Source organism: Lachnoclostridium sp. MSJ-17, assembly GCF_018918205.1.
GTDB lineage: Bacteria > Bacillota > Clostridia > Oscillospirales > Acutalibacteraceae > Ruminococcoides.
The window spans coordinates 1-11,879 of sequence record NZ_JAHLQB010000012.1 but is presented as its reverse complement, the minus strand read 5'-3'; the positions used below and the strand labels follow the sequence as shown (position 1 = coordinate 11,879).

The following is an 11,879-nucleotide window of genomic DNA, read 5'->3' as shown; positions in this document are numbered from 1 at the left end:
TCAAGACCGACGTTGTACTTGTTCTCCTGAACGAACTTCTTGAGCCACGCCGCCTTGATGTTGTTCTTGAGCGCCATACCCAGAGGGCCGTAGTCCCAGGTATTGGCAAGGCCGCCGTAGATCTCGGAGCCGGGGTAAACAAAGCCTCTGCCCTTGCAGAGAGCCACGATTTTTTCCATGGTCTTTTTGGTGTTTTCCATTATTGATAGCCTCTTTTCATAAGCATATGTACTTATAAATTTTACAGAATAAGGAGTGTTTTGTCAAGTGCGAGTTTTCTTTCATCAGGAGGGCGGGCAAAATGCCGAAAATATGAGCGTTTTGTTCACTTGCGTTTCACAAAAAATTAAAATTTCGTCATAATTTTCATGAAAAACCCTTGTAAATTTGATTAAATTAAGCTATAATGTATTTACTCAGAAATATGAGTTAATTTAAAAGGAGGAAAAACACAATGAAAAAGTCCATCAAGCTCGTTAGCGGCGTTCTTGCGGCGTTAATGGCGGCGTCTGCGTTCTCCGTTACCGCAAGCGCTCTTCCGAGACCGACAAAGGAAGAGTGTGAGGCTGTCGGCGACCAGATCATTTACTTTGAGTTCCCCGACGGCACATGGGGCGACTGGAGTAATGTCAAGATCAACAAGCTCAACAACACATTGCCTGTTTACTGCAACCCCTACACAGTTTACGGCAATGAAAAAGAGTTCTTTGATCCCGGTTGGGAAACCAAGCCCGGTCAGTGCACCTGGACAGGCACAGGCAAGACGGTGCAGTACAACATCAACAGTGAGATGAATGTCAACCACTACTCAGGAGAGATCGATCCTGAGACCGGCAAGAAGAAAAAGCTCTACTACTACCGCTACATGGAGACCGAGGCCGGCAAGGATTACGGCGTACTCTTCTCCACCACAGCCAACAACGGCTACCAGACTGCTGACGTCAACATGGCTGCAAGATGCATTGGCGACACAGTCGTACTTGACGATCCCATCAAGACCAGAGAAAATGCTGCTAACTCCGCAAAGAAAGACTACTTTGCTCACTGGAAGAACAACAGCGATCTCGTAACAAAGGCTAACATCCTCTCCACAGGTAAGTTTGCCGCGGGTCAGTTCCCGGAGAACCAGCCCAAGGCTCAGATGCTCTCCAACGCTCTCAAGGATTATCTGACTAATTTCATTAACGTTGGTTACTTCCAGCTTGAAAGCAACGAGAAGATTATGGAAAGTCTCGGCGTTACTCCTCAGGAAGTTTACGACCAGTACATGAAGGACAACGCTGACATCATCAACGGCGGCACAATCGAGCCGGCTAACCCCGACAAGACCGACGTTGACAACGGCTGCCCCGTTGACTTCATCCGTTACGACAAGGAAAAGCTCAACATGGACGTTGAGCACAAGAAGCTCGCTTCCCCCAAGGAAGTCCGCAAGGTTCTCGGTCTCCCCGAGGAAGAGCCCACCACTGCTGAGCCCACAACCGTAGAGCCCACAACTGCAGAGCCTACAACCGTAGAGCCCACAACCGTAGAGCCCACCACTGCTGAGCCTACAACCGTTGAGCCCACAACCGCAGAGCCCACCACAGAGCCCAAGCCCGCTGAGGACGTATTCGTACTCGCAGGTTCCGCTAACTTTGTTTCCACCGGCTGGAGCCCCGATCCCGAGTCCAACGTTATGACCAAGGGTGAGGACGGCATTTACACTGCTGTAGTTCCCGATGTAGTTGCTGAGGAAGGCGCTCTCTATCAGACCAAGGTCGTACAGTTCGTAGGCGGCGATCCCGAGAACGCTGTATGGCACGGCATGGACAACACCGACCTCAACTATGACTTCATGCTCAGCTCTGACTGCGACGTAACCGTAACCTACAATCCCGAGACAGGCGAAATCAATGTAACCGGCGACGGCGTTGTTCCGCCCGTATACAACATCTCCAAGATCACTGCTGTCGGCGCAGGCCAGGGCAACTTCCTCAACGGTATTGTTTGGGATCCCGACGCTGCTGACAACCAGATGACCGAGGTTAAACCCGGCGTTTATGAGATCAAATTCGAGGATTGCGACACCAACACTGATTATCAGTTCAAGTTCGCTGCTAACGGCGGCTGGGATATGAACTGGGGTCTTGTTAAGGAGACCGAGGCTAAGCTCAACGAGGCTAACCCCGCTCAGTACAATTCCGACAACATCCTCTTCAACGTAGAGTCTGAGGACGAGACCTGCGACGTAACCCTCCAGCTCGATATCTCCAACTGGGATACCGTTAAGAAGGGCGGCGCTACCTACACAATCACCATTTCCAAGGAAGAACCCACCACCGCAGAGCCCACAACTGTTGAGCCTACAACTGTTGAGCCCACAACTGCTGAGCCCACCACAGTTGAGCCCACAACAGCTGAGCCCACTACCGAGCCCGTTGCTGAGGACGTATTCGTACTCGCAGGTTCCTCCAACTTCGTAGCTAACGGCTGGAGCCCCGATCCCGAGTCCAACGTTATGACCAAGGGTGAGGACGGCATCTACACCGCTGTAGTTCCCAATGTTGAGTCCGCAGTAGGCGCTCTCTATCAGGTCAAGGTCGTTCAGTTCGTAGGCGGCGATCCCGAGAACGCTGTATGGCACGGCATGGACAACACCGACCTCAACTATGACTTCATGCTCAGCTCTGACTGCGACGTAACCGTAACCTACAATCCCGAGACAGGCGAAATCAATGTAACCGGCGACGGCGTTGTTCCGCCCGTATACAACATCTCCAAGATCACTGCTGTCGGCGCAGGCCAGGGCAACTTCCTCAACGGTATTGTTTGGGATCCCGATGCTGCTGACAACCAGATGACCGAGGTTAAACCCGGCGTTTATGAGATCACCTTCGAGGATTGCGACACCAACACTGATTATCAGTTCAAGTTCGCTGCTAACGGCGGCTGGGATATGAACTGGGGTCTTGTTAAGGAGACCGAGGCTAAGCTCAACGAGGTTAACCCCGCTCAGTACAATTCCGACAACATCCTCTTCAACGTAGAGTCTGAGGACGAGACCTGCGACGTAACCATTCAGCTCGATATCTCCAATTGGGATACCGTTAAGAAGGGCGGCGCTACCTACACAATCTTCATCAACAGAGAGATCCCCGTACTCTGGGGCGATGTTGACGGCTCCGGCGATATCACAGCTGTTGACGCTACCTATGTTCAGAAGTACAGCATCGATCTTCCCACCACAGATAACTTCAACGCGGCACTTGCAGATGTAAACGCTGACGGCAGAATCTCTGTTCTCGACGCTACCTGCATCCAGAAGTTTGTTGCTGAGTTCAAGAACGGCACCGGCAGAACCGGTCAGCCCGTAGTTTTTGAATAATATTTTCAGCAAAACATTTTAGCAAATCAGCCTCCCGAGCGATCGGGAGGCTTTTTTGCGCCTGCGTAAAAGAAAGGCGGTTTGCATTTGTGATTGCAAACCGCTTTCTATTGTGATATAATCAAAAGACAGGAAAGAAAAGGGGAGTGGAAGATGATTATTCACGATATTTCGCGCGACGCGCTGACGACGCCCGTCTATGAGGGCGATCCCGAGCCGCAGGTCGAGCAGCTCAGCAGCCTTGAGAATCTTGACGACTGCAACCTGAGCTGTATCCGCATGACGACTCATACGGGCACCCACATCGACGCTCCGCTCCATTTCAGCGAGGACGGACAGTCGATCGACATGCTCCGTCTCAATACATTTTACGGCAAGTGCACCGTCATCAGCGTCGAAGGTATCCTCACTGGCGCGGATATGGAGCGCCTTTTGCCGTACTGCAAGCGCAGAGTGCTTTTCCGCGGCTGCGGCAAGACGTTTCTGTCCTACTCCGCCGCGATAGTCCTCGCCGACAGCAAGGTTGTGCTCGTCGGCACCGACGCGGATTCCATAGCGCCGTCCTTTGACGAGGCGAACACACACCGCACCCTCGCGCGGGCAGGAATAGCGATTCTCGAGAACCTCAACCTCGAAGCGATAAAGGCGGGCGAGTACGACCTCTGCGCCTTTCCGATCAAGCTCGGCGGACTTGAGGCAGCTCCGTGCCGCGCGATTCTTTTTGAGATGGAGAAGGGACTGAACCGATGATAAAGCTTGCTGTTTTTGACCTCGACGGGACTCTAGTCGATTCGCTCACAGACCTCGCGCTCAGCGTCAACAAGGGTCTGAAAAAGGCGTGTCTGCCCGAGCACCCGATCGGAAAATACAATAAATTTGTCGGCAACGGCAGGGAAATGCTCATTCGCCGCGCGATCGGCGAGGGCTGCACCGAGGAGCTGTTTGAAGCGGTGATTGGCACCTTCGACAGAGAGTACCGCCTGCACTGCAACGACAACACCGCCGCTTACGACGGCTGCGCGGATATGCTCAAAAGGCTGAGTGACAGCGGAATCCACACCGCCGTTCTCTCAAACAAGCCCGACGAGTTCGTTCCTCAGATCATGGAAAAGCTCTACCCCGGACACAGCTTTCTCGAGGCGTGGGGTCAGAAGCCGCAGTACAAATGCAAGCCCGACCCCGAAGCGCTTCACGCTATGCTCGCTCTGCACGGGATCTCGCTTGACGAGTGCGTATATGTGGGCGACAGCGACGTCGACGTGTTCACCGCAAAAAACAGCGGAGTGAAAATGGCTGGCGTATCCTGGGGTTTTCGCGGACGTGAGGAGCTGCTCAATGCAGGCGCGCCGTATGTCGCGGATACCGCTGATGAATTAGCGGAGTATATTCTGAGCCTATGAACAAGATAAACTACCAAAAGGAGCTTGACCGCATTATCGAACAAAACCGGACCGACGGCGTCACACCTGAGCTGCTGCTTCACGTCTGCTGCGCGCCGTGCTCGAGCTACTGTCTGGAGTACCTTTCGGAGCACTTCGATATTACGGTCTATTACTACAATCCGAATATCTCGCCTGAGTCGGAGTACCGCTTCCGCCTGAGCGAGGAGGAACGCTACATCTCGCTGCGCGAATTCAAAAATCCCGTGAGCATCACGGAGAGCGTCTACGACCCGCGGGAGTTTTTTGACGCGGTTCAGGGTCTTGAACGCGAGCCCGAGGGCGGAAAACGCTGTGAAAAATGCTTCCGCCTGCGCCTTGAGGCTTCCGCGAGGAAGGCGAAGGAGCTTGGCATGGACTGCTTCACCACCACTCTGACGATCAGTCCGCTCAAAAACGCCGCTCTGCTCAACGAGATCGGCTTTGAGATGGGTGAGAAATACGGCGTTGCGTGGCTTCCGTCGGATTTCAAGAAACGCGAGGGCTACAAGCGCTCGATCGTGCTCTCGCGGGAATACGACCTTTACCGCCAGAACTACTGCGGCTGCGTGTTTTCAAAAAATAACCGGGACTTGAATGGCTGACGCCTTTCAGGTCTTTTGTTTTGTCCGCTGCCCCTATATATTGATTGAGTTCTCGGTCTATCACCGAATCTCCCACAAGATATAGTATCTAAAAATTCCAATATTGTAACTTGACATGTAATAATTTGTAGGAACGGCTGTGCGGATGTTGCAGTTTATTCCTTTTAGAAAACGCCGAAAACCGCTTGAACAAGCCGTTTCCCGACTGTGTTAAAAACTTGACACAGAGTTACAGGCACCGCAAGATAATGGGTATAATTCTTTATTAGAATACAAGATGTTGTGTTTTTTTCTTTGTCAACCCCTTGCTTTTTCCGAAATATTGATGTATAATTAATCCTGCACGCTGATGAACAGACAGCAATTCGATTGATCGTTATAGATTTGAAATTAACAGAAAGAGGAAGGGTAATTCATGAAAATAATCAAGAGAAACGGCTCCGAAGAGACGTTCAACATTGAAAAAATTATCAATGCCGTCCGCAAGGCGAACAATTCCGCCGACAGTCCGTTCCTCACCGAGGAGCAGATTGCCGACATAGCCGACTACGTTGAGTACAAGTGCAACAAAATCAAGCGCGCCGTCTCCGTTGAGGAGATACAGGACATGGTTGAGGATCAGCTCATGGCAAAGGGCGCGTTCGAGCTTGCCAGACGCTACGTCCGCTACCGCTACAACCGTTCGCTCGTCCGCAAGGCGAACACCACCGACAACCGCATTCTCTCGCTGATCGAGTGCAACAACGAGGAGGTCAAGCAGGAGAATTCCAACAAGAATCCCACCGTCAACAGTGTTCAGCGCGACTATATGGCGGGCGAGGTCAGCCGCGATCTGACCCGCAGAATGCTTCTCTCTCCCGACATTGTCGAGGCTGATAAGCAGGGTCTTATCCACTTCCACGACTCCGACTATTTCGCCCAGCATATGCACAACTGCGACCTCGTAAACCTCGAGGATATGCTCCAGAACGGCACCGTTATCAGCGACACTCTCATCGAGAAGCCCCACAGCTTCTCAACCGCCTGCAACATCGCGACCCAGATCATCGCTCAGGTCGCGAGCAACCAGTACGGCGGTCAGAGCATCAGTCTCACTCACCTCGCTCCCTTCGTTCAGATCTCCAGAGAGAAGATCCGCAGGGAGACCCTCGCCGAGATCGAGGAGATGGGCGTTGAGATCAGCGAGGATAAGATTCACCAGATCGTCGAGGAAAGACTCCGCAAGGAGGTAAACCGCGGCGTTCAGACCATTCAGTACCAGGTCGTGACACTGCTCACCACAAACGGTCAGGCTCCGTTTGTCACCGTATATATGTACCTCAATGAGGCTGAGAACGAGCAGCAGAAGGCTGATCTCGCTCTCATCATCGAGGAGACTCTCAAGCAGCGCTATCAGGGCGTAAAGAACGAGGCGGGCGTATGGATCACTCCCGCGTTCCCCAAGCTCATTTACGTTCTCGAGGAGGACAACGTTACCGAGGGCAGCAAGTATTGGTACCTCACCGAGCTCGCCGCCAAGTGTACCGCAAAGCGCATGGTTCCCGACTATATCTCCGAGAAGGTCATGCTCGAGCTCAAGGGCGACGTCTACACCTGCATGGGCTGCCGCTCGTTCCTCACTCCTGACCGCTTCACCGACGCGGGCGTAGGCAATATCGCTAACGCCGGCAACTACGTCGAGGGCAAGCACAAGTATTACGGCAGATTCAACCAGGGTGTTGTCACCGTTAACCTCGTCGATATCGGACTCAGCGCGAACCGCGATATGGATAAGTTCTGGAAGATCTTTGACGAGCGCATGGAGCTTTGTCACAGAGCTCTGCAGGCTCGCCACGAGAGACTCAAGGGCACGCTTTCCGACGCGGCTCCGATCCTTTGGCAGTACGGCGCATTGGCTCGTCTCAAGAAGGGCGAGACCATCGACAAGCTGCTCTACGGAGGCTATTCCACAATTTCTCTCGGCTACGCGGGTCTGTGGGAGTGCGTTTACTCCCTCATCGGCAAGAAGCTCACCGAGGATGAAGGCAAGGAGCTGGGTCTTGAGATCATGAAGGCCCTCAACGCCGCCTGCGCTAAGTGGAAGGCTGAGGAGAACATCGACTACAGCATCTACGGCACGCCGCTCGAGAGCACGACCTACAAGTTCGCCAAGTGCCTGCAAAAGCGCTTCGGCATCATCAAGGGCGTGACCGACCGCAACTATATCACCAACAGCTACCATGTCCACGTTACCGAGGACATCAACGCGTTCGATAAACTCAAGCTTGAGTCCGAGTTCCAGGCTCTGTCGCCCGGCGGCGCGATCAGCTACGTCGAGGTTCCCAACATGCAGGACAACATTCCCGCCGTGCTCAGGGTCATGCAGTTCATCTACGAGAACATCATGTACGCCGAGCTCAACACCAAGAGCGACTACTGCCAGGTCTGCGGCTACGACGGAGAGATCGCAATCGTCGAGGAGGACGGCAAGCTGCTCTGGGAGTGTCCGAACTGTCACAACCGCGACCAGGACAAGATGAACGTTGCGCGCCGTACCTGCGGCTACATCGGCACACAGTTCTGGAACCAGGGCAGAACCCAGGAGATTCAGGAGAGAGTGCTCCACCTGTAATGCCATGAACTACGGAGAAATTAAGAATTTTGACATCGCAAACGGCGAAGGCGTGCGCGTCTCGCTGTTCGTGTCGGGCTGTACCCACCACTGCAAAAACTGCTTCAATAAGGAAACGTGGGATTTTAACTACGGCAAGTCCTTTACCGAAGAAACAGAGGAACTGCTTCTGCGCGAGCTTGAGCCGGACTATATAGACGGTCTCTCGCTGCTCGGCGGCGAACCCTTCGAGCCGCAGAATCAGGCGGCGCTGCTGCCGTTTCTCAGGCGCGTGAAGGAGCGTTACCCAAAAAAGAAGATCTGGTGCTACACGGGCTATCTCTACGACAGGGATCTGCTCGGCGAGAGCCGCGCCCGCTGCGAGCACACCGACGAGATGCTCGGCCTTATTGATATTCTGGTCGACGGCGAGTTTGTACAGGAGCTCTACAGCATTACGCTGCAGTTCCGCGGCTCGTCGAACCAGCGGATTATCGACGTGCCCAAGTCGCTGCAGGCAGGCGAGGTTGTGCCGTATCAGCCCAAAAGCGGAAGAATATAGATAAAAAAACAGAGGCGTCAGCGCCTCTGTTTTTTAGTTGGTAGTTAGTAGTTGGTAGTTGATAGTTGGTAGATTGATAGATTAATCTGTTATTCATTTTTCGCTGCGTTTCTCGCGAACGCCTCGCATAGCGAAACAAAAACGATGAACAGCGGAGTTGAGATCGGCAGCGCGATATTGACCGTCGCCTGCGCGAGATAGGCTACAACCGCCGCCGCGCAGCAGAGTACTGCAGGATTATTCTTCGCCGACTTAAAGCCGCGCACAAGCGCGCCGCCGACGAACGCGAGGTATGAGCCAAGTCCCGCGATTCCGATCGTGATAAGGTAGTTTATGTACTCGTTGTGAGCCGCGTCGGTCGAGTTGTTGCCGTATTCCTCCAATTGCTTGAAGTACGGCTCAAAAGCGAAATAGAATGTATCGGGACCTGTGCCGAACAGCTTCTGCCACGGGTTTGCCGCCGCAAAGATGTCGAACGAGCGCAGCCACATTATTCCTCTGTGAGTACCCCACGCGTCGTTCATGCGCAGGAGCTTTTCCATTTCGCCCAGCTCGGTTTCCTTGTCGATCACGCTGAACCAGAGGAAAATGCCCAAGCCCGACAGCGCCGCGAGTCCGAACAGCACTCCGAGCGCGACGGGTACTGCCTTCGGCAGCCTGATTCCGGGCTTTTTGCCGTCAACTAGATAGAGCGCTGCGGTAATTACCGCGCAGACCGCGAGCAGGATATATACGTAGCCTGAGAACAGCATTGCCTTCGGAATCGCGCCGAGCTCCTTGTAGTTGTCGTTCATAGCCGCCGAGAAGAGTCTGAGCAGACCCACCGACGCGAGCATCACTGACAGAGTCAGGAAGAAACGCTTGAGACGCGTCACGTCGCGGACAAATACAACGAGGAATACCGCGATAAACACCGCCGTGCCGAGCATCGCCGAGTCGCTGTCGCCGATTATCATCGCCATCATGCCAAGTCCCGACGCGAGCAGATACACCGCCCTGCGCCACAGCGTCTCGGTCAGCACAGCCATCACTACGCTTGCAGGCAGCGTCACGCAGATGAAGCTCGCGAGCATATTCTTGTTGCCGATCGTCGAGAAAAATTCCATGTACACGCCCGGCTGCGAGGTCTTGAACTGCTCGAGCATATTCATCGGGTCGAGGTAGTAGCCGTTGAGCACCGTCAGCAGGTACACCAGCGAGCATGACACCGCAAGCGCCGTGAAAATGTTCTCGCTGAAACGGAAGAACCGCGTGAGCGCGAAGTAGAGCAGAACGTAGACGAGTATCAGGAACAGTCCGTTGTTTCTTCCCGCGGACACTCCGCCCTCGTTTATCTCGCCCCAGAACGCAAGCGACGGGTACGGAGAAAACAGCGTCGACAGCGTGCAGCTGAGTAACAGCGCGACAGCCGACCAGTCGGTAAAGCTCAGCGGCGCGAACAGCTCGCCGAGCCTGCGGTCTTTTGCCTCGGGAGAGGACTTCGTCACAAGAATCATGACCTCGGCGACCACTGCAAGCAGCGACATCGTCACGAAGAAATAAAACTTGTCGTGGCGGATATTGAAGAATCCGTCGTCAAAGTGGATAAACGGGAACTGTCCGTCCGCGTAGATGCCGACGAACAGCGGAAAAACCGCGAACATCAGAAAAAGAAAGAGCGTCGGCACCATGTTCAAAAGAGTAGCGGAGGGTTTCTCCGCACGTGCTTGTCTTGTATGCTTCATAAGTAAAACCTTTCTGTTGGAATACAAAAATATTTTATACCGCGGCGGCTGTAATGTCAATCAAAAACTATTGTAATTCCGATATTTTCGTGCTACAATTAAATAGGGCAGGTGATAATATGAAAAAACTGATTATTATTGGCTACGACGGCACTATCGCCGACACTTCACCGGGTATTCTTTACTGCATGAACACCACGGCGAACGCGATGGGCTATACTCCCGTCCACCACGACGAGCTTTACGGCGTGATCGGAGTATCTCTTGAGCAGGGCTTCATGAGCCTTTACGGCATGAAGGAGGACGAGATCGAGTACGCGATGAACAATTACAGCAAGCTCTATTCGATCAAGGGCGAGGAGATGTTCCTGATTTACGACGGAATCGAGGACTCGCTGCGCATGCTGCGCAACAGCGGCTGCAAGCTTGCAATCGTCACCCAGAAAAACGAAAAATTCATCAACAACATGCTCGGCGTTTACAAGACGATCGGCGAGCTTTTCGACGAGGTCTGCGCGACAAAAGTCGATGTCGATATGACAAAAGGCGAGATGATTCTCAAGGTCTGCAAGGAGCTTGACGTCGCGCCCGAGGACAGTATTTTCATAGGCGACAGCTACGTTGACGCGCTTGCCGCTCAGGAGGCGGGAATGGATTTTGCCGCCGCACTCTACGGCTGGGGCTTCCGCAGCAAAGAGGACGCCGGGAGGTACAACCCGAAGATTTGTATCGACAGCGCCGGCGAGCTGTATAAAAAGATAAGTTTGCTCGATTAATGTTGACAAAGCCGCTGTAATCGTGTATAATGAAGAAGCTGTCACGGTACAGCGGCAGCTTCTACAGCGTTTTTTGTTTGGGAGCGTGTACGCATTTTGTGTCAGGACAGATTTCAAAACCGCTAAACGCCGCATAACACCTTGCTTTCCGGGGTTTCCCGCCCGCGGAAAATGATGTCGGGAATTGGCTTTGACCACATAACTGACCACAACAGCGGAAGATTAGCATTTCTTTCGGGGTGTAGCGCAGCTGGTAGCGCGCCTGGTTTGGGACCAGGATGTCGGGGGTTCAAGTCCCTTCACTCCGACCATATTTCTTAAAGACATTTCCAAAATGTCTTTAAGAAATATCTTCAACAAGCAACGGATGAAGGGAATTGAAGGCGAGCGTTAAGAAAACGTCACGGTGTGACGTTTTTAGCGAGAGAGTTGATGAACTTTTAGCTATGAATACGCCGCAGCAAGCGAGATGAACTTTTCGCAAGATGAAACGCCCTTCACTCCGACCAAATACGGAGGATTAGCTCAGCAGGTTAGAGCGCTTGCTTGACATGCAAGAGGTCACTGGTTCGAGTCCAGCATTCTCCACCATAAAGGATATGCAAAAAAGATATATCCCCGAAAAACCCCGATTCTATCGGGGTTTTTCACGTCTCAGGGGCGTGAAAATTTTTGTCACGAAACATGGATGTAAAACCGATGTTTTCCCTTTCCTGACAGACCCGAACTTCCGAATAACAACTGAATAACCCACACACATTACGCAGACAGATAAGTAAAATGTCTGCGTTTTTCTTTTTCAGAGCCAATCGTTTAGAAATAAGCGGTTGGCTCTTT

General features: G+C 52.8%; 9 protein-coding genes, 2 tRNA genes and 1 pseudogene. 9 read left to right on the top strand and 3 right to left on the bottom strand.

The features are described from left to right. Positions 1-200 (bottom strand): annotated as a pseudogene (locus tag KQI64_RS00480) (glycine--tRNA ligase); the annotation flags it as partial. A gap of 254 nt (positions 201-454) precedes the next feature. Between KQI64_RS00480 and KQI64_RS00475 the strand changes: the two are divergent. The 6 genes from KQI64_RS00475 to nrdG all read left to right on the top strand — a co-directional run bounded on the left by KQI64_RS00475 (position 455) and on the right by nrdG (position 8,542). Then, entirely contained in the window at positions 455-3,367 is a 2,913-nt protein-coding gene (locus KQI64_RS00475) for a pullulanase X25 domain-containing protein (protein WP_216522818.1), read from the top strand. Positions 3,368-3,520: 153 nt separating this feature from the next. After that, entirely contained in the window at positions 3,521-4,117 is a 597-nt protein-coding gene (locus tag KQI64_RS00470; RefSeq protein WP_216522817.1) for a cyclase family protein, read from the top strand. Continuing rightward, the gene (locus tag KQI64_RS00465) at positions 4,114-4,767 is read left to right on the top strand and encodes an HAD family hydrolase (RefSeq protein ID WP_216522816.1); all 654 of its coding nucleotides are present in this window, start codon (positions 4,114-4,116) and stop codon (positions 4,765-4,767) included. Before KQI64_RS00470 ends, KQI64_RS00465 begins: the two co-directional genes overlap by 4 nt. Further along, positions 4,764-5,390, top strand: a complete 627-nt coding sequence (locus tag KQI64_RS00460; RefSeq protein WP_216522815.1) for an epoxyqueuosine reductase QueH — start codon at positions 4,764-4,766, stop codon at positions 5,388-5,390. The genes KQI64_RS00465 and KQI64_RS00460 overlap by 4 nt, the downstream gene beginning before the upstream one ends. A 415-nt stretch (positions 5,391-5,805) precedes the next feature. Beyond that, positions 5,806-8,001 carry an anaerobic ribonucleoside-triphosphate reductase gene (gene nrdD / locus KQI64_RS00455; protein ID WP_216522814.1) on the top strand — a complete coding sequence of 732 codons (2,196 nt, stop codon included), beginning with the start codon at positions 5,806-5,808 and terminating at the stop codon, positions 7,999-8,001. A gap of 4 nt (positions 8,002-8,005) precedes the next feature. Continuing rightward, entirely contained in the window at positions 8,006-8,542 is a 537-nt protein-coding gene (gene nrdG / locus KQI64_RS00450; RefSeq protein ID WP_216522813.1) for an anaerobic ribonucleoside-triphosphate reductase activating protein, read from the top strand. An 89-nt stretch (positions 8,543-8,631) separates the two neighbouring features. Here nrdG and KQI64_RS00445 read toward each other — a convergent pair whose 3' ends face one another. Beyond that, positions 8,632-10,266, bottom strand: a complete 1,635-nt coding sequence (locus tag KQI64_RS00445; RefSeq protein ID WP_216522812.1) for an O-antigen ligase family protein — start codon at positions 10,264-10,266, stop codon at positions 8,632-8,634. Positions 10,267-10,385: 119 nt separating this feature from the next. Between KQI64_RS00445 and KQI64_RS00440 the strand changes: the two genes are divergently transcribed. The 3 genes from KQI64_RS00440 to KQI64_RS00430 all read left to right on the top strand — a co-directional run bounded on the left by KQI64_RS00440 (position 10,386) and on the right by KQI64_RS00430 (position 11,633). Then, a complete protein-coding gene (locus KQI64_RS00440) occupies positions 10,386-11,042 on the top strand; it encodes an HAD family hydrolase (RefSeq protein WP_216522811.1) in 657 nt (218 codons plus the stop codon). A 235-nt stretch (positions 11,043-11,277) separates the two neighbouring features. Continuing rightward, positions 11,278-11,353: transfer RNA gene (locus KQI64_RS00435), tRNA-Pro, on the top strand. Between the two features lie 203 nt (positions 11,354-11,556). Next, a tRNA-Val gene (locus tag KQI64_RS00430) sits at positions 11,557-11,633 on the top strand. A 56-nt stretch (positions 11,634-11,689) separates the two neighbouring features. On the opposite strand, the gene KQI64_RS00425 is transcribed toward KQI64_RS00430, so the two are convergent. Then, positions 11,690-11,879: hypothetical protein (locus KQI64_RS00425; RefSeq protein ID WP_216522810.1), on the bottom strand; the 190-nt coding region annotated here is incomplete at its 5' end.

Excerpts from the sequence above, each read along its gene's own strand:
- KQI64_RS00445 (WP_216522812.1), bottom strand. The coding sequence starts at position 10,266 with ATGAAGCATACAAGACAAGCACGTGCGGAGAAACCCTCCGCTACTCTT.
- nrdD (WP_216522814.1), top strand. The coding sequence starts at position 5,806 with ATGAAAATAATCAAGAGAAACGGCTCCGAAGAGACGTTCAACATTGAA.
- nrdG (WP_216522813.1), top strand. The coding sequence starts at position 8,006 with ATGAACTACGGAGAAATTAAGAATTTTGACATCGCAAACGGCGAAGGC.
- KQI64_RS00470 (WP_216522817.1), top strand. The coding sequence starts at position 3,521 with ATGATTATTCACGATATTTCGCGCGACGCGCTGACGACGCCCGTCTAT.
- KQI64_RS00440 (WP_216522811.1), top strand. The coding sequence starts at position 10,386 with ATGAAAAAACTGATTATTATTGGCTACGACGGCACTATCGCCGACACT.
- KQI64_RS00460 (WP_216522815.1), top strand. The coding sequence starts at position 4,764 with ATGAACAAGATAAACTACCAAAAGGAGCTTGACCGCATTATCGAACAA.
- KQI64_RS00475 (WP_216522818.1), top strand. The coding sequence starts at position 455 with ATGAAAAAGTCCATCAAGCTCGTTAGCGGCGTTCTTGCGGCGTTAATG.
- KQI64_RS00465 (WP_216522816.1), top strand. The coding sequence starts at position 4,114 with ATGATAAAGCTTGCTGTTTTTGACCTCGACGGGACTCTAGTCGATTCG.